This is a genomic window from Ramlibacter sp. GCM10027632 (assembly GCF_042675325.1).
In the GTDB taxonomy this organism is placed as follows: Bacteria; Pseudomonadota; Gammaproteobacteria; order Burkholderiales; family Burkholderiaceae_C; genus Ramlibacter.
Genome location: NZ_JBHTGW010000007.1, coordinates 206,238 through 226,131, shown reverse-complemented (window position 1 = coordinate 226,131; position 19,894 = coordinate 206,238). Strand labels below are relative to the sequence as shown.

General features: G+C 71.0%; 17 protein-coding genes and 1 pseudogene. 6 read left to right on the top strand and 12 right to left on the bottom strand.

Annotated elements, in window-relative coordinates; genetic code table 11:
- Positions 1–11 precede the first annotated feature (11 nt).
- The 3 genes and pseudogenes from ACFQZY_RS12735 to ACFQZY_RS12725 form a co-directional block, all read right to left on the bottom strand.
- Positions 12–1,095, bottom strand: a pseudogene (locus tag ACFQZY_RS12735) (glycosyltransferase family 4 protein).
- A complete protein-coding gene (locus ACFQZY_RS12730; protein WP_377416286.1) occupies positions 1,092–1,970 on the bottom strand; it encodes a UDP-2,3-diacylglucosamine diphosphatase in 879 nt (292 codons plus the stop codon). The pseudogene ACFQZY_RS12735 and the gene ACFQZY_RS12730 overlap by 4 nt, the downstream one beginning before the upstream one ends.
- 2 nt (positions 1,971–1,972) lie before the next feature.
- A complete protein-coding gene (locus ACFQZY_RS12725) occupies positions 1,973–2,797 on the bottom strand; it encodes a GNAT family N-acetyltransferase (protein ID WP_377416284.1) in 825 nt (274 codons plus the stop codon).
- A 139-nt stretch (positions 2,798–2,936) separates the two neighbouring features.
- On the opposite strand from ACFQZY_RS12725, the gene ppk2 reads away from it, so the two are divergent.
- The 4 genes from ppk2 to ACFQZY_RS12705 are packed head-to-tail and all read left to right on the top strand — an operon-like array spanning position 2,937 to position 6,161.
- The gene (gene ppk2 / locus ACFQZY_RS12720; protein WP_377416282.1) at positions 2,937–3,842 is read left to right on the top strand and encodes a polyphosphate kinase 2; all 906 of its coding nucleotides are present in this window, start codon (positions 2,937–2,939) and stop codon (positions 3,840–3,842) included.
- A gap of 6 nt (positions 3,843–3,848) precedes the next feature.
- Positions 3,849–4,391, top strand: coding sequence for a CorA family divalent cation transporter (locus tag ACFQZY_RS12715; protein ID WP_377416280.1), 543 nt, complete (start codon positions 3,849–3,851; stop codon positions 4,389–4,391).
- A gap of 22 nt (positions 4,392–4,413) precedes the next feature.
- Positions 4,414–4,566, top strand: a complete 153-nt coding sequence (locus ACFQZY_RS12710) for a CorA family divalent cation transporter (protein ID WP_377416278.1) — start codon at positions 4,414–4,416, stop codon at positions 4,564–4,566.
- A 38-nt stretch (positions 4,567–4,604) separates the two neighbouring features.
- A complete protein-coding gene (locus tag ACFQZY_RS12705) occupies positions 4,605–6,161 on the top strand; it encodes a CYTH and CHAD domain-containing protein (RefSeq protein WP_377416276.1) in 1,557 nt (518 codons plus the stop codon).
- A gap of 72 nt (positions 6,162–6,233) precedes the next feature.
- Here ACFQZY_RS12705 and glmM read toward each other — a convergent pair whose 3' ends face one another.
- The 5 genes from glmM to ACFQZY_RS12680 form a co-directional block, all read right to left on the bottom strand.
- Positions 6,234–7,568: a phosphoglucosamine mutase gene (glmM, locus tag ACFQZY_RS12700; RefSeq protein WP_377416274.1), complete on the bottom strand. Its 1,335-nt coding sequence runs from the start codon at positions 7,566–7,568 to the stop codon at positions 6,234–6,236.
- Positions 7,565–8,428 carry a dihydropteroate synthase gene (gene folP / locus ACFQZY_RS12695; protein ID WP_377416272.1) on the bottom strand — a complete coding sequence of 288 codons (864 nt, stop codon included), beginning with the start codon at positions 8,426–8,428 and terminating at the stop codon, positions 7,565–7,567. Before folP ends, glmM begins: the two co-directional genes overlap by 4 nt.
- Positions 8,429–8,492: 64 nt before the next feature.
- On the bottom strand, positions 8,493–9,416 hold the full coding sequence (locus ACFQZY_RS12690) for an aldose 1-epimerase (RefSeq protein ID WP_377416270.1): 924 nt from the start codon (positions 9,414–9,416) through the stop codon (positions 8,493–8,495).
- A 73-nt stretch (positions 9,417–9,489) separates the two neighbouring features.
- Entirely contained in the window at positions 9,490–11,412 is a 1,923-nt protein-coding gene (gene ftsH, locus ACFQZY_RS12685; protein WP_377416268.1) for an ATP-dependent zinc metalloprotease FtsH, read from the bottom strand.
- Between the two features lie 127 nt (positions 11,413–11,539).
- The gene (locus tag ACFQZY_RS12680) at positions 11,540–12,202 is read right to left on the bottom strand and encodes an RlmE family RNA methyltransferase (protein WP_377416266.1); all 663 of its coding nucleotides are present in this window, start codon (positions 12,200–12,202) and stop codon (positions 11,540–11,542) included.
- 32 nt (positions 12,203–12,234) lie between these two features.
- Between ACFQZY_RS12680 and ACFQZY_RS12675 the strand changes: the two genes are divergently transcribed.
- Positions 12,235–12,708 (top strand): YhbY family RNA-binding protein, encoded by a 474-nt coding sequence (locus ACFQZY_RS12675; protein ID WP_377416264.1) that lies wholly within the window; start codon positions 12,235–12,237, stop codon positions 12,706–12,708.
- Positions 12,709–12,720: 12 nt separating this feature from the next.
- Here ACFQZY_RS12675 and ACFQZY_RS12670 read toward each other — a convergent pair whose 3' ends face one another.
- Both ACFQZY_RS12670 and greA read right to left on the bottom strand, forming a co-directional pair.
- Positions 12,721–13,185, bottom strand: a complete 465-nt coding sequence (locus ACFQZY_RS12670; protein ID WP_377416262.1) for a DUF4149 domain-containing protein — start codon at positions 13,183–13,185, stop codon at positions 12,721–12,723.
- Positions 13,186–13,199: 14 nt separating this feature from the next.
- A complete protein-coding gene (gene greA / locus ACFQZY_RS12665) occupies positions 13,200–13,676 on the bottom strand; it encodes a transcription elongation factor GreA (protein ID WP_377416260.1) in 477 nt (158 codons plus the stop codon).
- Between the two features lie 124 nt (positions 13,677–13,800).
- Here greA and ACFQZY_RS12660 point away from each other — a divergent pair, with 124 nt between their 5' ends.
- The gene (locus ACFQZY_RS12660) at positions 13,801–15,420 is read left to right on the top strand and encodes a hypothetical protein (RefSeq protein WP_377416258.1); all 1,620 of its coding nucleotides are present in this window, start codon (positions 13,801–13,803) and stop codon (positions 15,418–15,420) included.
- Between the two features lie 31 nt (positions 15,421–15,451).
- Here the strand turns inward: ACFQZY_RS12660 and carB are convergent, their stop codons facing one another.
- On the bottom strand, positions 15,452–18,715 hold the full coding sequence (carB, locus tag ACFQZY_RS12655; protein WP_377416256.1) for a carbamoyl-phosphate synthase large subunit: 3,264 nt from the start codon (positions 18,713–18,715) through the stop codon (positions 15,452–15,454).
- Between the two features lie 3 nt (positions 18,716–18,718).
- Positions 18,719–19,888, bottom strand: coding sequence for a glutamine-hydrolyzing carbamoyl-phosphate synthase small subunit (gene carA, locus ACFQZY_RS12650; protein ID WP_377416254.1), 1,170 nt, complete (start codon positions 19,886–19,888; stop codon positions 18,719–18,721).
- Between the last annotated feature and the right edge of the window lie 6 nt (positions 19,889–19,894).

Below are 19,894 nucleotides of genomic sequence, written 5' to 3'. Positions count from 1 at the left end.
GGTGACACTATTCACGCGTTTGGTGACAGTCCGGTGACACCTGACGACCCGGGTGCGGCGGCCACGCCACGCGCCGGCACCAGGAACGACGTGAACAGGCCCGCGGCCCGCGACCAGCTGAAGTCCATGGCGCGCGCGCGCCTCGGCGCGGCGCACGGTGAGGGCCTGCCGGCAGGCCTCGGCCAGGTCCTCGTCCATCACCCCGCCGAGGCTGCGCCCGCTGGCGTCGCGCCGCGCCAGCACTTCGTTGGGCCCGTCCACGGGGAAGGCCGCGACCGGCGTGCCGGTGGCCATCGCCTCGCACATCACCAGGCCGAAGGTGTCGCTGCGGCTCGGAAAGACGAACAGGTCCGCCGCGCCGTAGAGGCGTGCCAGCTCGTCGCGCGCCAGCACGCCGACCCATTTCACCTGCGGGTGGCGGGCCTTCAGGCGCGCCTCCAGCGGCCCGACGCCGGCCACCACCTTGGTGCCGGGCAGGGGCAGGCGCAGGAAGGCCTCGATGTTCTTCTCGTACGAGACCCGGCCGACGAACAGGCTCACCGGGCGGGCCACGCCCTCCAGCGCCTCGAAGGCGCACGGCTGCGGCTGGAAGCGGAACTGGGTGGTGTCGACGCCATGCGTCCAGGTCCGCAGGTTGCGGAAGCCGCGCGCCTCCAGCATCCGCAGCACGCCCTGCGTGGGCACCATCACGCCGCAGGAGGGCCGGTGGAAGCGGCGGAACAGCGCATACCCCCAGGACAGCGGCACCCGCAGCGCCGCCTGCAGGATCTCCGGGAACTTGGTGTGGAAGGCGGTCGTGAACGCCAGGCCGCGGCGCAGGCAGTAGCGGCGGGCGGCCCAGCCCAGGGGGCCCTCGGTGGCCAGGTGGATCGCGTCGGGCGCGAACGCGTCCAGCCGCTGCGCCAGCGCCCGCCCCGGCCGCAGCGCCAGGTCGATCCCGGGGTAGCCCGGGCAGGGCCAGGTGCGGAACTGGCGCGGCTCGACCACCAGCACCTCATGCCCCCCGGCCTCCAGCTCGCGGCGCAATTCGACCAGCGTGGTCACCACGCCGTTGACCTGCGGCAGCCAGGCGTCTGTGACCAGGGCGATCCTCACGGGTGGACCTCCTGCTGCGCCTCCGCGTGCGGGCGCCAGGCCGGCGCGGCGTGCACCGGGGAATTCCAGTGGACGATTTCGAGCCGGCCGTCATGGTGTTCGACCAGCGCCGAACGGCTCTCGACCCAGTCGCCGTCGTTGCAGTACAGGATGCCGCCGATGTCGCGCATCTCGGCATGGTGGATGTGGCCGCAGACCACGCCCTGGTGCCCGCGCCGGCGCGCCTCCTGGGCGACGGCGGACTCGAAGTCGCTGATGAAGCTGACCGCGCCCTTGACCTTGCGCTTCAGGTAGGCCGACATCGACCAGTACGGCAGCCCGAGGCGGGCGCGCAGCGAATTCAGGTGGCGATTGAGCTTGAGAAGCAGCTCGTAGAGCGAGTCGCCCAGGTAGGCCAGCCACCTGGCGTACTGCACGACGCCGTCGTACAGGTCGCCGTGGATCACCCACAGCCGCTTGCCGTCGGCGGTGACATGCACGGCCTCCTCCGCCAGCTCGATGCCGCCGAAGGGGTGGCCGGCGAACTGGCGGGCGAATTCGTCGTGGTTGCCGGGCACGTAGACCACCCGCGTGCCCTTGCGGGCGCTGCGCAGGATCTTCTGCACCACGTCGTTGTGGGCCTGGGGCCAGTACCAGCGCCGGCGCAGCTGCCAGCCGTCGATGATGTCGCCCACCAGGTACAGGTGCTCGCAGGTGTGGTGCTTCAGGAACGCCAGCAGCGCCTGCGCCTGGCAGCCGGGGGTGCCCAGGTGCAGGTCGGAGATGAAGACCGCGCGGAAGCGACGGCGCTCCGGTTCGTGGCCGGCGGCGTCAACGCCCGCGTCCGCCGCGATGCCCGCGGCGAAAGGAGCGAGGGCATCGAAGGCGGCGCGCATGCTCAGCGCCCCAGGAAGTGCTTGCGGTAACGGGGCGGCAGGTCGCCGATCCGCATCATCATCGGCAGGTCCGCGGTGTTGAAGTCCGGGTCCCAGGCCGGCGCGCCCAGCACCTTGGCGCCCAGGCGCAGGTAGCCCTTGATCAGGGCGGGCGGCTCCACCGGCAGGTCGCCGTCGAGGTCGTCCACCGGCAGCGGCAGGCGCGGTCGCACGTGATACTCGATGGGCGCCAGGTGGGTGCGCTGCACCTGCTTCCAGATGCTGGCCGCGATATCGCCGCTGACCACGCCCTCGTGCAGCATGGGGATGCTGGCGCAGCCGATCATGGTGTCCAGGTCGTTGCGGACCATGAACTCGGCCAGCGCGCCCCACAGGGCGAGGATCACGCCGCCGTGGCGGTGGTCGGGATGGACGCAGCTGCGACCGAGTTCGACCATGCGACCGCGCAGGCCGCGCAGGCGGGTGAGGTCGAACTCGCCGTCGCTGTAGAAGCCGCCGACGCGGCGGGCCTGGGCCGGGGTGAGGACGCGGTAGGTGCCCACCACCTGGCCGCTGGCCTCGTCGCGCACCAGCAGGTGCTCGCAGAAGTCGTCGAACAGGTCGATGTCGTGCCCGGCCTGCGGCGTGTTCAGGCGCGCGCCCATCTCGCCGGCGAAGACGTCGAACCTCAGGCGCTGGGCCTCGCGGACTTCGTCCTGGTGGCGTGCCCAGGCCACGGCAATCGCCCCAGGGCCCCCCGCAGCTTGCTGGCGATCGCCACGGTGAAGTGACCCCCGGGGCAGGGAGATCGGCGACAGCGGCATCGTCGGGGTCGGGAGTTCTTTCACGTTGCACCTCCTGGGTTTGTGCCGGGCAGTGTGGGAGGCGCGCGTGACGCCGGCATGGCAGGCCCGTGTCATTTCGGTGACCTCCCGGGGGCGCTGGCGGCGTCACGGCGGCGTCACGTAGCGCCGCCAGCATCCGGCCATGACTGCCCTGGACCCCGATTTCCGCCTCCGGCGCGACATCATCGACAGCTACGACGAGGAGCTCGAACTCGAGCTGGAGGACCGCCCGTTCGACAGGGACGGCCACGAGATCGCGCTCAGTCCCGAGGAAAAGCGCGAGCGCCGCACCTACTTCCGCGAGCTGCTGCGCCTGCAGGGCGAGCTGGTGCGCCTGCAGGACTGGGTGGTGGCCACCGGCCACAAGATGGTGGTGCTGTTCGAGGGCCGCGACGCCGCCGGCAAGGGCGGCGTGATCAAGCGCATCACGCAGCGCCTGAACCCGCGGGTGTGCCGCGTGGTCGCCCTGCCCGCCCCGAACGACCGCGAGCGCACGCAGTGGTACTTCCAGCGCTACGCCACGCACCTGCCGGCGGCCGGCGAGATCGTGCTGTTCGACCGCAGCTGGTACAACCGCGCCGGCGTCGAGAAGGTCATGGGCTTCTGCAGCGACGACCAGTACGAGGAGTTCTTCCGCTCGGTGCCGGAGTTCGAGCGCATGCTGGCGCGCGCGGGCATCCAGCTGCTGAAGTACTGGTTCTCGATCTCGGACGAGGAGCAGCACTCGCGCTTCCTCAGCCGGATCCACGACCCCCTCAAGCAGTGGAAGCTCAGTCCCATGGACCTGGAGTCGCGCCGGCGCTGGGAGGACTACACCCGCGCCAAGGAGACCATGCTGGAGCGCACCCACATCGCCGAGGCGCCGTGGTGGGTGGTCCCGGCCGACGACAAGAAGAGGGCGCGCCTGAACTGCATCGACCACCTGCTGGCGCAGGTGCCCTACGGCGACGTGCCCCACCCCGAGGTGCGGCTGCCCCAGCGGGTGCGGCACGAGGACTACGAGCGCCACCCGGTGCCGCCGGAGATGCACGTGCCCCAGCGGTACTGATCGTCCGTGGACTTTCGCACCACGCCCTGCGGGCCGGTGTGGGGGGCTGACGAGGCCGGGCTGATCACCGGCTTCGCGTTCGCCCCCGGCCAGCCGGCCCGGACGATCGACTCCGCGCGGGCCGCCCGCAGCCTGGCGCAGGGCCGGGACGGGCGTACCGACGGCGGCTTCCTCTGGCTGCACTTCGATCTGGCCCACGCCGGCGCCGCGCGCTGGCTGGAGCGCCACGCCCGGGTCTCGGACGGTTTCTTCGAGGCGCTGGGCAGCCCCGTGCGCTCGACCCGCGTCGAGCGCGACGCCGACAGCCTGGTGGCCGTGGTCAACGACGTGATGTTCGACTTCGACTACGACCCCGGCGACCTGGCCACGCTGTGGGTCTGCCTGGACCGGGGCCTGGTGGTCACCGGCCGGCAGCAGCGGCTGCGGTCCATCGACGCCCTGCGCACCCGCATCAAGGGCGGCGAGCCGCTGGCCACGCCGATGGTGCTGCTGGAGCACCTGCTGCACGAGCAGTGCGACGTGCTGACCGACATCGTGTGTTCATGCTGACCGTGATGACAGTGCTGGCCCTGTGCCGATCAACATCGTCGCCGGCCTGTTCGGCATGAACGTGGGCGGCATCCCCCTGGCCGACGACGCGCACGGGTTCTGGGTGATCGCGGCATTGCTGGCGTTCTTCGCGATCGGCGCGACCTGGCTGGTGGCCCGGCGCCGCGACGACTGACCCCGCGCCCGGGCTCCCGCGACGACAATGGACGCCTGATGCCCGCACACCCCCGAGACCCGTCCGGCTCCGGCCCCGCGCCGACCGAGCGGGAGGTCAAGCTCCACGTCCCGCCCGAGGCCTGGGAGGGCGTGCGCCAGTCCCTGCGGCCGGCCCAGTCCCGGCGGCTGCCGCTGCATGCGGTTTACCACGACACCCCCGGCCGCGCGCTGGCAGCCGCCGGCATCGCCCTGCGCGTGCGGCGCGAGGGCGAGCGCTGGGTCCAGACGCTCAAGGCCGGCGGCACCGGCCTGCTGGCGCGGCTGGAGGACAACCTCGCGCTGGCGGCCCCGGCCGGCGGCCCGGCGCCCGCGCCGGACCTGGCGCGCCACCGCCGGCCCGCCGTGCGCGCGGCGCTGCGCCAGGCGCTGGGGCTGGCGCCCCGGCAGGCGATGCCGCCGCTGGAGGCGGTCTTCGAGGTGTGCGTCGAGCGCCTGGTGCGCGAGGTCGCCGAAGGCGCCAGCCGCATCGAGATCGCGCTGGACGAGGGCGAGCTGGTCGCCGGGACGCGGCGCCTGCCGGTGCGCGAGATCGAGTTCGAGTTGCTCGAGGGCAGCACCGGCGACCTGCTGCAGCTGGCGCGCAAGTGGCGCGAGCGCCACGGGCTGTGGATCAGCCTGGCCAGCAAGGCGGCGCGCGGCCACCGGCTCGCGCAGGGCCTGGCCCCTGCGCCGCCGGCCCCGGGCGCCGCCCCGGCGTATGCGCGGGACGCCCGGCTCGGCGCCGCGGCTGCCGCCGTGCTCGAGGCGGCCCTGGGCCAGGTGATCGCCCATGCCGACGCGGTCGCCGCCGGCAGCCCCGACGAGGAGCCTGTGCACCAGCTGCGTACCGGCCTGCGCCGCCTGCGCACCGCGCTGCGCGAGTGGCCGCCGCTGGCCGCCGAGGGCGGCCGCTACGAGGAGGTGCTGGCGAGGTCCTTCCGCATCCTCGGCGCGCAGCGCGATCGCGAGCATGTGCTGCGGGGCCTGCAGGACCGGATCGAGGCTGCCGCCGGCAGGCCGTTCTCCTTCCCCGAGCCCGAAGTGCCCGAGGCGCCCGCCGGCGGCGCCGAGGCCCCGCAGGCCGCGTCCGCCGAGGCGGCGGCCCGCGACCCGGCGTTCCAGGATGCCCTGCTCGCCCTGCTGGCCCGCGCCGACGCCCTGGGCTCGGGCGACGAGTACGACACCCCGCCGCGCCGCGCGCTGCGCCCGCGCCTGCAGGCGCTGTGGCGCCAGGTGCTGGACGACGGCCACCGCCTGCGCAAGCTCGACATCGCGCTGCAGCACCGGGTTCGCAAGCGCCTGAAGCGGCTGCGGTACCTGGCCGAGAGCGCGGCGCCGCTGTTCCCCGGCCGCCGGCTGGCGCGGTTCCTGGAGGCGCTCGCGCCGGCGCAGGAGGCGCTGGGCCGCTACAACGACACGCTGGTGGCGGTCGCGGCCTGCGCCGACCTGGCGCCCGGCGACGAGACCGCCGCCTTCGCCCTGGCGTGGCTGGAACGCCGGCGGCGCCGGCAGCTGGCGCGCAGCCAGGCGGCGCTGCGTGACCTCGCGCAGGTACGGCCGTTCTGGGAGAAGTGAGGGCGGGGTTCGCGGGCGCCTCGGACGCCGCCATCCGCCGCAGCAGGCCCGGCGCCCCGCGTCTTCCAGGCGTCAGCCCGCCTGCACGGCCTCGGCCAGTTGCTGCGCGCACTCGCGCGACTGGGCCGCATCGGGCGCTTCCACCATCACCCGCAGCACCGGCTCGGTCCCGCTGGCGCGGATCAGGATGCGCCCGCGCCCCGCGAGGCGGGCCTCGACCGCGCGTGTGGCCTCGGCCAGCGGCGCGCTGGCCTGCCAGTCCTGGCCCGGCTGCAGGCGCACGTTCAGCAGGGTCTGCGGGAACAGCGTGACGCCCTCGAGCATCTGCGCCGGCGTGCGGCCGCTGCGGCGGCAGGCCTGCAGCACCTGCAGGGCGCTGACCAGGCCGTCGCCCGTGGTGTGCTTGTCCAGCGCCAGCAGGTGGCCGGAGCCCTCGCCTCCCAGCAGCCAGCCGCGCCGCTCGAGCTCCTCGAGCACGTAGCGGTCGCCGACCTTGGCGCGCACGAACGCCACGCCGCGATCGCGCAGGGCCAGTTCCACCGCCATGTTGGTCATGAGGGTGCCGACCACGCCGGGCACCGGCTCGCCGCGCGCGAGGCGGTCGGCCGCCATCAGGTACAGGAGCTCGTCGCCGTTGTAGAGGCGGCCCTCGCCGTCGACCAGCTGCAGCCGGTCGGCGTCACCGTCCAGCGCGATGCCGAAGTCGGCGCCCTTCTCCCGCACCGCCTGCACCAGCGCCTCGGGGTGGGTGGCGCCCACGCCGCGGTTGATGTTCAGGCCGTCCGGGGCGCAGCCGATGGTGTGGACCTCGGCGCCCAGCTCGTGGAACACCAGCGGGGCGATGTGGTAGGCCGCGCCGTGGGCGGCATCGACCACGACCCGGGTGCGGCGCAGGGTGAGGTTGCTGTCGAAGGTGCTCTTGCAGAACTCGATGTAGCGGCCGGCCGCGTCGTCGAGGCGGCGCGCCTTGCCCAGGTTCGCCGAGTCGGCCCATTGCGGTGCCTCCTCCAGCGCCGCCTCGACGGCCAGCTCCCAGTCGTCCGGCAGCTTGGCGCCCAGCGCATTGAAGAACTTGATGCCGTTGTCCTCGAACGGGTTGTGGCTGGCGGAGATCACCACGCCCAGGCTGGCGCGCAGGGCCCGCGTGAGGTAGGCCACGCCGGGCGTGGGCAGCGGGCCGAGCAGGACGACGTCGACGCCCGCGGAGTTGAAGCCGGACTCCAGCGCACTCTCCAGCATGTAGCCGGAGATGCGGGTGTCCTTGCCGATCAGGACGGTGGGGCGCGACTCGGACTGCTTGAGGACGCGGCCCACCGCGTGGGCCAGGCGCAGGACGAAGTCGGGCGTGATGGGCGCGCGGCCCACGGTGCCGCGGATGCCGTCGGTGCCAAAGTATTTGCGGGTCATGGCTGGAATTGTGCTTCCTGTTGGAGGACGGCCTGGCGCACCTGCAGCGCCGCCACCGTCTCGCGCACGTCGTGCACGCGCACGATGCGTGCGCCGCGCTCCACCGCCAGCAGGGCGGCGGCCACGCTGGGCGCCAGGCGCTGGTCCACCGGCAGGCCGGTGGCAGCGCCCAGGGAGGACTTGCGCGACCAGCCCACCAGGAGCGGGTGGCCCTCGGCGAGCAGCTCGCCCTGGCGGGCCAGCAGCGCGAAGTTCTGGGCCGGGGTCTTGCCGAAGCCGATGCCCGGGTCCCAGGCGATGCGGCCGGCCGCCACGCCGCGCGCGGCCAGGGCCCGGGTGGCCTCGAGCAGCATCGCGCGCACCGGGGGCAGCGGGTCGCCGGCCATGGGCGCCAGCTGCATGGTGGTGGGCTCGCCGTGCATGTGCATCAGGCAGACGCCGCAGGCCGGGTGGTCCGCCACGGCATCGAGCGCGCCGGGCCGGCGCAGCGCCCAGATGTCGTTGACGATGTCGGCGCCGAGCTGGAGCGCCTCGCGCATCACCTCGGGCTTGTAGGTGTCCACCGAGACCGGCACGCCCAGGGCCACCGCCTCGCGCAGCACCGGCAGCAGGCGGGCCAGCTCCTCGTCCAGCGGCACCGGCGGCGAGCCGGGGCGGGTGGACTCGGCGCCCAGGTCCAGGAGGTCGGCGCCCTCCTCCACCAGCTGCACGCAGTGGCGGATGCCGGCCGCGGCCGAAGCGTTGCGGCCGCCGTCGGAGAAGGAGTCGGGGGTGAGGTTGACGATGCCCATGACCCGCGGGCGGGACAGGTCGATGCGGTAGCGGGAGGTCTGCCAGTAGGGTCCTGCGGAGGCTTGCATGGCCGCGATTGTCCACCAGCCTCTTGGGCGGTCCCCGGCCCCCGGCACCTCCGGGCGCAGGCCTTCAGGCGTCCACCCGCGGCAGCAGCCGCATGCCCACCGCCTGCCGCGCCCCCGGCGCCAGCCGCGTGCCGCCGAGCGGGCCGGGCCCGTAGCGCTCCAGGAGGTTGAGCCAGTCGGTGCACTGGCTGACCGGCTCGGCGCAGAAGTGCCCGGTGCCGGCCGGGCTGTAGACGACGAAGTAGTCCAGGCCCGCGTCGGCCTGCAGCAGCAGGTGCCGCGCCGGCCCCTGGGCGTCGGCCGGCCAGTCGATGCGGGCCGCGCGGTCCCAGCCGGTGAAGTTGTTGTCCAGGACCAGCTCGGACAGCCGCACGCCCTCGCGCAGCCGGTCCACCGCGCCCGCAGTCTCGAGCCGGGTCGGCATGACCTCGGCGTCGGTGGCCCACATCGCCGCGCAGGCCGCCTGCAGCCGCGTGCCGGGACGGTGCGGGAAGTACGGGTGGTGGCCCAGCCCCAGGGGCATGGCGGCCTCGTCCAGGCTGCGGGCCTCCAGCCAGACCGAGAGGCCATCGCCTTCCAGCGCGATGCGCTGGGTGGCGGCGAAGTGCCAGGGCCAGGCCGGGCTGGCGGGCACCTCCAGCGCGAGCTCGACCGCGTCGTCCGACTGGGCCTGCACCGTCCAGGGCTGGCGCCAGCCGATGCCGTGCAGCGGGTGCGGCGAGGGCTGCGCCGGGTGGTTGGGCGGCAGGCGGATGTCGCGCCCCTCGAAATGCGCGCGCCCCTGGCGGATGCGGTTGCAGAACGGCACCAGGGGAAAGCTGGACAGGCCCAGCGGGTCGCGCCGCACCAGCGCCTCGTGCGAGGCCGGGCGCAGCCAGTCGATGCGCCCCTGGTGGCCGGCGACGCTCCAGAAGCCGGCGATCGAGCCGCCGGCCAGGGGCGCCACCTCGGCGCGCAGGATGCCCGCCGCGAGTCTGAGGACCTGCATGCGCCCAGTCTGGAAGCAAAAAGCCCCGGCAGGTGTGTCTGCCGGGGCCGTTTGGAAACAGGGCTTGCGCGGGTCAGGCGGTGGTGGGCGCCGCCGGGCTCGGGTCGGTGCTGACCGCGGAGCCGCCGCCGGAGTCGCCGCCCGAGGTGGGCGTGCGCGGCGTGAAGTCCTTGGGCGGGCGCGGGGGCTTGCCGGCCATGATGTCGTCCAGCTGCTCGGCGTCGATGGTCTCCCACTCCAGCAGGGCCTTGGCCATGGCGTGCATCTTGTCCTGGTGCTCCTCGATGAGGCGGCGGGCCAGGGCGTACTGCTCGTCGATGATGCGGCGCACCTCGGAGTCCACCTTCTGCATGGTGCTCTCGCTCATGTTGGTGGTCTTGGTCACCGATCGGCCCAGGAACACCTCGCCTTCGTTCTCGGCGTAGACCATGGGGCCCAGCGCCTCGGACATGCCGTACTTCATGACCATGTCGCGCGCCAGGTTGGTGGCCCGCTCGAAGTCGTTGGAAGCGCCGGTGGTCATCTGGTTCATGAAGACCTCCTCGGCGATGCGGCCGCCGAACAGCATGCTGATCTGGTTCAGCATGTAGTCGCGGTCGTAGCTGAAGCGGTCCTTCTCGGGCAGGCTCATGGTCACGCCCAGCGCGCGGCCGCGCGGGATGATGGTGACCTTGTGCACCGGGTCGCACTTGGGCAGCAGCTTGCCGATCAGGGCGTGGCCGGCCTCGTGGTAGGCCGTGTTGCGGCGCTCCTCCTCGGGCATGACCATGCTCTTGCGCTCGGGGCCCATGAAGATCTTGTCCTTGGCCTTCTCGAAGTCCTGCATCTCGACGACGCGGGCATTGCGGCGGGCGGCCATCAGGGCGGCCTCGTTGCACAGGTTGGCCAGGTCGGCGCCGGACATGCCGGGCGTGCCGCGGGCGATCACGCTGGCATTGACGTCGGTGCCGATCGGCACCTTGCGCATGTGGACGTTCAGGATCTGCTCGCGCCCGCGGATGTCGGGCAGCTGCACGTAGACCTGGCGGTCGAAGCGGCCCGGGCGCAGCAGGGCGGCGTCCAGGATGTCGGGGCGGTTGGTGGCGGCCACCACGATCACGCCCAGGTTGGTCTCGAAGCCGTCCATCTCCACCAGCATCTGGTTGAGGGTCTGCTCGCGCTCGTCGTTGCCACCGCCCAGGCCGGCGCCACGCTGGCGGCCGACGGCGTCGATCTCGTCGATGAAGATGATGCAGGGCGCGTTCTTCTTGGCGTTCTCGAACATGTCGCGCACGCGGGCCGCGCCCACGCCGACGAACATCTCGACGAAGTCGGAGCCCGAGATGCTGAAGAACGGCACCTTGGCCTCGCCGGCGATGCCCTTGGCCAGCAGCGTCTTGCCGGTGCCGGGGGGGCCGACCAGCAGCAGGCCGCGGGGGATGCGGCCGCCCAGCTTCTGGAACTTCTGCGGGTCCTTCAGGAAGTCCACGACTTCCTTGACTTCCTCCTTGGCCTCGTCGCAGCCGGCGACGTCGGCGAAGGTGACCTGGTTGTTGTTCTCGTCGAGCATGCGCGCCTTGCTCTTGCCGAAGCTGAAGGCGCCGCCCTTGCCGCCGCCCTGCATCTGGCGCATGAAGTACACCCACACGCCGATCAGCAGCAGCATGGGGCCCCAGGAGACCAGCAGGGTCATGAGGAGGGAGCCCTCCTCGCGCGGCTTGACATCGAACTTGACGCCGTTGCTGATCAGGTCACCGACCAGGCCGCGGTCCAGGTAGGTGGCGTTGGTGCGGATCTTGCGGTCGTCGGTGGTGACGGCCACGATCTCGGTGCCGCCCTGGCCCTCCTGGATGACGGCGTTCTTGATGCGTTTGCCCTTGACCTCCTCGAGGAAGTCGGAGTAACCCATGACACTGGCGCCGGCCGCGCCGCGCGTGTCGAATTGCTTGAATACGGTGAAAAGCACGAGGGCGATCACCAGCCACACGGCTACTTTCGAAAACCACTGATTGTTCAACTCAGTCTCCGGGAACGCGCGCCAGGGTGGCGCCAGGGGCAGTTGAGCCCCATTCTAGGGGTTTCAAGTCGGCGGCCGATACAGATTGGCTACGACCGCCATAGGGATGTGGCTTCCCCCCGCGGGGTCAGCGTGGCGCCTTCAGGCCGATGCCCACAAGGAAGGTCTCGGAGGACTTGTCCCGCGAGGCCTTGGGTTTCAGAGGCTTGACCACCCGGAAAGTTTCCTTGAACAACTTCACGAGCTGGCTGTAGCCGCTGCCATGGAATACTTTCGTCACAAGGGCGCCTTCGGGCTTGAGGTGGGCCTGGGCGAATTCGACCGCCAGTTCCACCAGGTGCGAGATGCGGGCCGCGTCGGAGGTCTCGATGCCGGAGAGGTTGGGGGCCATGTCCGAGACCACCACGTCGGCCTTGCGGCCGCCCACCGCCTCCTCCAGGCGCTGCAGCACCTCGGGCTCGCGGAAGTCCCCCTGCAGGAAGGTCACCCCCTCGATCGGCTCCATCGGCAGGATGTCCAGCGCGATGATGGTGCCGTTCAACTCGCCCACCGCGGCGCCCGAGGGCGAGAGCCTGCGGCGCACGTACTGGCTCCAGGCGCCGGGCGTGGAGCCCAGGTCCACCACCAGGTGGCCGGGCTTGATCAGCCCCAGGGTCTCGTCGATCTCCCGCAGCTTGTAGGCGGCGCGGGCGCGGTAGCCCTCCTTCTGGGCGAGCTTGACCCACGGGTCGTTGACGTGGTCGTTCAGCCACGCCTTGTTCACCTTCTTGCTGTTGGTCTTGACCTTCATTGATTACTTCCTGGGCACCGATAATACGGTCCATGCCCGCAATTGAACTTTCCATCGCCGAGCGCAAGGCGCATCGCGCCGACGCCCACCACCTCGACCCCGTGGTCATGATCGGCAACGACGGCCTCACGCCCGCGGTCAAGAAAGAGACCGACGCCGCCCTCAACGCCCACGGCCTGATCAAGGTCCGCGTGCTCGGCGACGACCGCGCCGCCCGTGAGGCCATCTACCAGCAACTGGCCGACGAACTCAACGCCGCCCCCATCCAGCACATTGGCAAGCTCCTCGTGCTGTGGCGCCCCATGCCCGAGAAGACCCGCGGCGAGGACGAGGACCGCAAGGCCGGCCCGCGGGACTTCAAGGTCCTGAAGTACAGCAAGCGCGGCGGCCAGCGGCCCGAGGTGCGCACCGTGCGCGTGCTGGGCAACCAGCGCCTGACCCCGGGCGGCCAGGTCAAGCGGGCCAAGCCCAAGCAGAAATCCGTGAAGAAGGGCCGCCTGGGCTGAGCCCCAGGGACCCTAGGCCCCGGCACGCGGGGCGGCCTCATCGGCACGGCCCGCCCCCGCCAGCTTCCACAGCGCCGCCCCGGCGCACACCCACTGGAGCGCGAACATCGCGCTGCCCAGCGAGTGCCACAACCTGAGGTTCTCGCGCGCCACGATGCGCGGGGCCACCGCGAACTCCGACAGCAACGCCAGCAGCACCCCGGCCACCACCCAGGCCAGGGCGCCGTTCGCCCAGGCCATGGGAGAGGCCTCGCGCTCCTCGCGCGCGGCGGACTGCCGGGCGACCGCCATCAGCACCGCGCCGCAGCCCAGGGCCACCCAGGTCTGGGCGGTGAACAGGCGCGCCGCGGTCTGGCCGGCCAGGGCCGGCGTGGGCAGGTGCACGAACAGCAAGGGCACGGCCCACGCGCCGATGGCGGTGAGGCTGCCCCACCAGAGGGCGGCGGCGAAGAGGCCGAGGCGTGCGCGCCAGTCCATGGGCCGGTCCGCGATCAGATGTACTTGACCGCCACCACTTCGTAGTGCTTGATGCCGCCGGGCGCCTGCACCTCGGCGATGTCGCCCTCCTCCTTGCCGATCAGGGCGCGGGCGATGGGGCTGGAGATGTTGATCAGGCCCAGCTTCAGGTCGGCCTCGTCCTCGCCAACGATCTGGTAGGTGACCTCGTCACCGGTCTTCTCGTCCACCAGCAGCACGGTCGCGCCGAAGACGACCTTGCCGCCGGCATCCAGCGCCGCGGGGTCGATGACCTGCGCGGCCGAGAGCTTGCCCTCGACTTCCTGGATGCGGCCTTCGATGAAGCCCTGGCGGTCCTTGGCCGCTTCGTACTCGGCGTTCTCGGAGAGGTCGCCCTGGGCGCGGGCCTCGGCGATCGCGTTGATCACCCAGGGGCGGTCCACGGTCTTGAGCTTGTGGAGTTCGGCCTTGAGCTTCTCGGCGCCGCGCTTGGTGATGGGGATGGTGGCCATGGTCTGAGGGTGTCGGGGGAGGTCCAAAAGCGAAACCGCCGGTGTTGCCAGCCGGCGGTCGAATGGGCGAATTATGCCGAAATCGAGAGGGGAGCCCGGGGGTGAGGCGGTTACTGAGGGGCCCATGACCCCTGCCAAGACATCATCCAACCCTTTCCAGGGCGCCCTGCCCGCCCGCGACCACAAGCACGCACCGCCCCAGCCTGCGGCCGGCCCCGCCCCCCGCACCTGGGCCGGCCACGACGTCAAGTCGCTGCCCTCGGGCCCCGTGATCGGCGTGCCCGACCCGTACAGCACGCCCGAGGGGGCGATGGCGTCCATGGAGCTCGGGGCATCGCTGCTGTGCCTGGCCACCCTCGCCGGCAGCGTCATGGCGCTCCAGGACCAAGGCTACCTGCCCAGCGCGGGCGAGACCCCGGCGCTCGTGGCCCTCGGGCTCATCACCCTCACGCTCGTGGTCCGCAAGGAGCTGCGGCTGTGGGCCCTGGCCGAGGACGAGCCCCGGCGCGTGGCGGCCGCCGGGCTCTCCCGCAAGGAGCAACTCGAGCGCGTCGTGCAGCGGAGCAACCGGCATGCGCTGAGCGACGACGCCACCCGCGCCACGATCGACAGCCTGCGCACGGCCGCCTCGCTGCAGTCGGAAGACGAGCCGGGCCACGACCGCCACATCACCGGGGTCGAGGTGGCCCAGGCCATCGCCCGGCTCGGACGCAGCGCCGCGATGCCCTGGGAGCGCATGGTCCCGGGCCGGATCAAGCTGCTGCAGGAGGCGCTGATGACGCTCCTGCAGGAGGGCCGCATCGACGTGCCCCAGTGTGCCCACGCCCTCGTGCTGCTGGCCGCCTCGGTGGCCGCGCAGCTGAAGGAGAACACGGCCCAGGGTCGTCCCCCTTCCGAGCGGGTGCTGCTGAAGGTGGTGGGTCGGCTGATCGCGCCCTTCCGGACAGAGCTGCGGGCGCCGGTGCCAGCCTGGTCCGCGCTGGACCGGGACCGCGGCTGGCAGTGCCTGCTGGATGTCCTGCAGCTGCCCCTGTTCGACGCCACCTTCGGGCACTTCCTGGCACCCGTCCTGGCCGAGCGCCCGCAGGCTCGGCTCCCGAGCTGCTTCAACCTGCTGAGTCGCTACACGGCGCACCACATCGCGGCGACCCTGGCCATGCTGCACGGCGCGCCGGTGGAGGCCGACGGCCTCGCGAAGGCCGACTGGAAGCGCCTCGTGACCACCCTGCTGGGGCTGGTGTCGACGCACCCGCAGCGGCTCGAGCCGAGCGCGGTGCAGTACCTCGGCCGCCTGATCGCCCTGCGCGCGCGCATGGACCTGCCCGCCGCCGACCGGCAGGCCGCGCGGGCCTACCTGCGCCGGCTCGGGCAGCTGCTCCAGCCCCGCATCAACGATGCCCTGCGCGAAGCCCTCACCGAAGCCTGGGTGCTGGTGCTGCGAGCCACTGGAGGCAGCGAGGCCCAGATCGCGAAGGATTTGGCGCAGATCGTCCCGCCGGCCCCGCCCCGCCCCGCGCCCTCACAGCCCCTGGCGCCCGCTGTCCCGGAGCCTGGGGAGCCCGAGCAGCCCGGGCTCATGGCTCCAGGCCTCGCCCAGGCCATCGAGCAGGCCCGCGCGCACGCCTGGGCCGACCGCGGTGACCGCAAGGGGCTCAACCTCGAGGAACAGGCAGCCCTCGATGCGCGCATCGCCCGCCTGAAAGAGAAAGAGGCCGCGGCCGGTCCCCTCCAGAGGGGAACCTGACCGCGGCCTCGGCCGCCTCGGGGCGTGGGGATCAGGCCAGCTGCGCGTGCAGCTCCTGCACCGAGTACACGTCCAGGTTGTCCATGTACTTCATGCCTTCCACCGCGGCTTCGGCGCCGGCGATGGTGGTGAAGGTGGTCACGCGGGCCAGCAGCGCCGAGGTGCGGATGGCGCGGGAGTCGGCGATCGCGTTGCGGCGCTCCTCCACGGTGTTCACCACCATCACGATCTCGTTGTTCTTCAGCATGTCGACCACGTGCGGGCGGCCTTCGGTCACCTTGTTCACCGTGCCGCAGGCGATGCCGGCGGCGGTGATGGCGGCGGCGGTGCCCTTGGTGGCGACCAGCTCGAAGCCCATCTTGGCCAGCTCGCGGGCCACTTCCACGGCGCGCGGCTTGTCGCCGTTCTTCACCGTGAGGAAGACCTTGCCGGTGGACGTGCCGTCGGCGTTGCGCGGACGCGGCAGGCGGGTGCCGGCGCCCAGCTGGCTCTTGACGAAGGCTTCGCCGAAGGTCTTGCCCACGCCCATCACCTCGCCGGTGGACTTCATCTCCGGGCCCAGGATGGTGTCCACGCCCGGGAACTTCACGAACGGGAACACGGCTTCCTTGACGCTGAAGTACGGCGGGGTCACTTCACCGCTGATGCCCTGCGCGGCCAGCGACTGGCCGGCCATGCAGCGTGCCGCCACCTTGGCCAGCTGGATGCCGGTGGCCTTGGAGACGAAGGGCACGGTACGCGAGGCGCGCGGGTTGACTTCCAGCACGTAGATCACGTCCTGGCCGTCCACATGCTGGATGGCGAACTGCACGTTCATCAGGCCGACCACGTTCAGGGCCTTGGCCATGGCGGCGGTCTGGCGCTTGATCTCGTCCACGGTGGCCTGGGCCAGCGAGTACGGGGGCAGCGAGCAGGCGGAGTCGCCCGAGTGCACGCCGGCCTGCTCGATGTGCTCCATCACGCCGCCGATGAAGGTCTGCGTGCCGTCGGACAGGCAGTCCACGTCGCATTCGATGGCGTCGTTCAGGAAGCGGTCCAGCAGCACGGGGGAGTCGTTGGACACCTTCACGGCCTCGCGCATGTAGCGCTCCAGGTCACGCTGCTCGTGCACGATCTCCATCGCGCGGCCGCCCAGCACGTAGCTGGGGCGCACCACCAGGGGGTAGCCCAGGGCAGCGGCCTTCTCCAGCGCCTCGGCCTCGGTACGGGCCGTGGCGTTGGGCGGCTGCTTGAGCTTGAGCTCATGCAGCAGCTTCTGGAAGCGCTCGCGGTCTTCCGCGGCGTCGATCATGTCCGGGCTGGTGCCGATGATGGGCACGCCCTCGCGCTCCAGGCCCAGGGCCAGCTTCAGCGGGGTCTGGCCGCCGTACTGCACGATCACGCCGGCCGGCTTTTCCTTGTCCACGATCTCCAGCACGTCTTCCAGCGTCAGCGGCTCGAAGTACAGGCGGTCGGAGGTGTCGTAGTCGGTCGACACGGTCTCGGGATTGCAGTTGACCATGATGGTCTCGTAGCCGTCCTCGCGCATGGCGAGGGCCGCATGGACGCAGCAGTAGTCGAACTCGATGCCCTGGCCGATGCGGTTGGGGCCGCCGCCGAGGACCATGATCTTCTTCTTGTTCGTCGGCTCGGCCTCGCACTCGTCCTCGTACGTGGAGTACATGTAGGCGGTGTTGGTGGCGAACTCGGCGGCGCAGGTGTCCACGCGCTTGTACACGGGGCGCACGTTCAGCGCCTTGCGCTGCTCGCGCACGGCCTTGTCGGTGGTCTTGAGCAGCTTGGCCAGGCGGCGGTCGGAGAAGCCCTTGCGCTTCAACATGCGCAGCGTGGTGGCGTCCAGGGAAGCCAGCGCGCCCTCGCCCTTCTCGGCGGCGAGCTTGTCCATCTCCAGCTCGAGCTTGACGATCTCCTCGATCTGCACCAGGAACCACTTGTCGATCTTGGTGAGGTCGTACACCTCGTCCACCGACAGGCCCATGGCGAAGGCGTCGCCCACGTACCAGATGCGCTCGGGACCGGGCTCGCCCAGTTCCTTTTCCAGCGTCTCGCGGTCCTGGGTCTTCTCGTTCATGCCGTCCACGCCCACTTCCAGGCCGCGCAGGGCCTTCTGGAAGCTTTCCTGGAAGGTGCGGCCCATGGCCATCACCTCGCCCACGGACTTCATCTGCGTGGTCAGGCGGCTGTCGGCGGTGGGGAACTTCTCGAAGGCGAAGCGCGGGATCTTGGTGACCACGTAGTCGATCGAGGGCTCGAAGCTCGCCGGGGTCGCGCCGCCGGTGATCTCGTTGCGCAGCTCGTCGAGCGTGTAGCCCACGGCCAGCTTGGCCGCGACCTTGGCGATGGGGAAGCCCGTGGCCTTGGAGGCCAGCGCGGACGAACGCGACACGCGCGGGTTCATCTCGATGACGATCATGCGACCGTCCTTCGGGTTGATGGAGAACTGCACGTTGGAGCCGCCGGTGTCCACGCCGATCTCGCGCAGCACCGCCAGCGAGGCGTTGCGCATGATCTGGTATTCCTTGTCGGTCAGCGTCTGCGCCGGGGCCACGGTGATGGAGTCACCGGTGTGCACGCCCATGGGGTCCAGGTTCTCGATCGAGCACACGATGATGCAGTTGTCCGCCTTGTCGCGGACCACTTCCATCTCGTACTCCTTCCAACCCAGCAGCGACTCTTCGATCAGCAGCTCGTTGGTGGGCGAGGCCTCCAGGCCGCGCTTGCAGATGGTCTCGAACTCTTCAGGGTTGTAGGCAATGCCGCCGCCCGTGCCGCCCAGGGTGAAGCTGGGGCGGATGACGGTGGGGAAGCCCACATGCTTCTGCACCGCCCAGGCCTCTTCCATGCTGTGGGCGATGCCCGAGCGCGCCGAGCCCAGGCCGATCTTGGTCATGGCCTGCTTGAACTTCTGGCGGTCTTCGGCCTTGTCGATGGCCTCGGGCGTGGCGCCGATCAGTTCCACCTTGTACTTGGCCAGCACGCCGTGGCGCCACAGGTCCAGCGCGCAGTTCAGCGCGGTCTGGCCGCCCATGGTGGGCAGGATGGCGTCCGGGCGCTCCTTGGCGATGATCTTCTCGACCGTCTGCCACGTGATGGGCTCGATGTAGGTGACGTCGGCCGTGGCCGGGTCGGTCATGATCGTCGCGGGGTTGCTGTTGATCAGGATGACCTTGTAACCCTCCTCGCGCAGGGCCTTGCAGGCCTGCACGCCGGAGTAGTCGAATTCGCACGCCTGGCCGATGATGATCGGGCCGGCGCCGATGATGAGGATGCTCTTGATGTCTGTGCGCTTGGCCATGGCTTACTTCTTCGCTTGGTCCATGAGGGCGGTGAACCTGTCGAACAGGTAGCCGATGTCGTGCGGACCGGGGGATGCTTCGGGGTGGCCCTGGAAGCAGAACGCCGGCTTGTCGGTGCGGGCCAGGCCCTGCAGCGTGCCGTCGAACAGGCTCACATGGGTGGCGCGCAGGTGGGCCGGCAGGGTCTTTTCGTCGACCGCGAAGCCGTGGTTCTGGCTGGTGATGCTCACGCGGCCGTTGTCCAGGTCCTTGACGGGGTGGTTGGCGCCGTGGTGGCCGAACTTCATCTTGAAGGTCTTGGCGCCGGAGGCCAGGGCCAGGATCTGATGGCCCAGGCAGATGCCGAAGGTGGGGTAGCCCGCCTCGACCAGCTCGCGCGTGGCCTCGATCGCGTAGTCGCAGGGCTGCGGGTCGCCGGGACCGTTGGACAGGAACACGCCGTCCGGATCGAGCTTCTTCACCTCGGCGGCCGGGGTCTGCGCGGGCACCACGGTGATCTTGCAGCCACGCTCGGCCAGCATGCGCAGGATGTTCCTCTTGACGCCGAAGTCATAGGCCACCACGTGGTAGCGCGGGTTCTCCAGCTTGCCGTAGCCGGCGCCGAGCTGCCACTCGGTCTCGGTCCACTCGTAGCCCTTGGCGGTGGAGACCACCTTGGCAAGGTCGAGGCCGGACATGGAGGGCGCAGCCTGGGCGGCTGCGACGGCTTCGTCGATCTTCGCCTGGGTGACGGCCTCGCCGGCGGCCAGGCCCAGGATGCAGCCGTTCTGGGCGCCGGAGGTGCGCAGCAGGCGGGTCAGCTTGCGGGTGTCGATGTCGGCGATGGCGACGGTGTTCTCGCGACGCAGGTACTCGGAGAGGGTCTCGGTGCTGCGGAAGTTCGAGGCGACCAAGGGCAGGTCACGGATGATGAGGCCTGCGGCATGGACCTTGTCGGCTTCGATGTCCTCGCCGTTGACGCCGTAGTTGCCGATGTGCGGATACGTCAGCGTGACGATCTGCCGGCAGTAGCTGGGGTCGGTGAGGATTTCCTGGTAACCGGTGAGGGACGTGTTGAACACGACTTCGCCGGTGGTGGAGCCGGTGGCTCCGATCGAAGTGCCGATAAAGACCGTGCCGTCTGCGAGCGCCAGGATGGCGGAAGGCTTGGACGCCTGTTGAGACAAAAGCACTGGGTT

Excerpts from the sequence above, each read along its gene's own strand:
- ACFQZY_RS12730 (WP_377416286.1), bottom strand. The coding sequence starts at position 1,970 with ATGCGCGCCGCCTTCGATGCCCTCGCTCCTTTCGCCGCGGGCATCGCG.
- ppk2 (WP_377416282.1), top strand. The coding sequence starts at position 2,937 with ATGACTGCCCTGGACCCCGATTTCCGCCTCCGGCGCGACATCATCGAC.
- ACFQZY_RS12705 (WP_377416276.1), top strand. The coding sequence starts at position 4,605 with ATGCCCGCACACCCCCGAGACCCGTCCGGCTCCGGCCCCGCGCCGACC.
- glmM (WP_377416274.1), bottom strand. The coding sequence starts at position 7,568 with ATGACCCGCAAATACTTTGGCACCGACGGCATCCGCGGCACCGTGGGC.
- folP (WP_377416272.1), bottom strand. The coding sequence starts at position 8,428 with ATGCAAGCCTCCGCAGGACCCTACTGGCAGACCTCCCGCTACCGCATC.
- ACFQZY_RS12690 (WP_377416270.1), bottom strand. The coding sequence starts at position 9,416 with ATGCAGGTCCTCAGACTCGCGGCGGGCATCCTGCGCGCCGAGGTGGCG.
- ACFQZY_RS12680 (WP_377416266.1), bottom strand. The coding sequence starts at position 12,202 with ATGAAGGTCAAGACCAACAGCAAGAAGGTGAACAAGGCGTGGCTGAAC.
- ACFQZY_RS12675 (WP_377416264.1), top strand. The coding sequence starts at position 12,235 with ATGCCCGCAATTGAACTTTCCATCGCCGAGCGCAAGGCGCATCGCGCC.
- ACFQZY_RS12670 (WP_377416262.1), bottom strand. The coding sequence starts at position 13,185 with ATGGACTGGCGCGCACGCCTCGGCCTCTTCGCCGCCGCCCTCTGGTGG.
- greA (WP_377416260.1), bottom strand. The coding sequence starts at position 13,676 with ATGGCCACCATCCCCATCACCAAGCGCGGCGCCGAGAAGCTCAAGGCC.
- ACFQZY_RS12660 (WP_377416258.1), top strand. The coding sequence starts at position 13,801 with ATGACCCCTGCCAAGACATCATCCAACCCTTTCCAGGGCGCCCTGCCC.
- carB (WP_377416256.1), bottom strand. The coding sequence starts at position 18,715 with ATGGCCAAGCGCACAGACATCAAGAGCATCCTCATCATCGGCGCCGGC.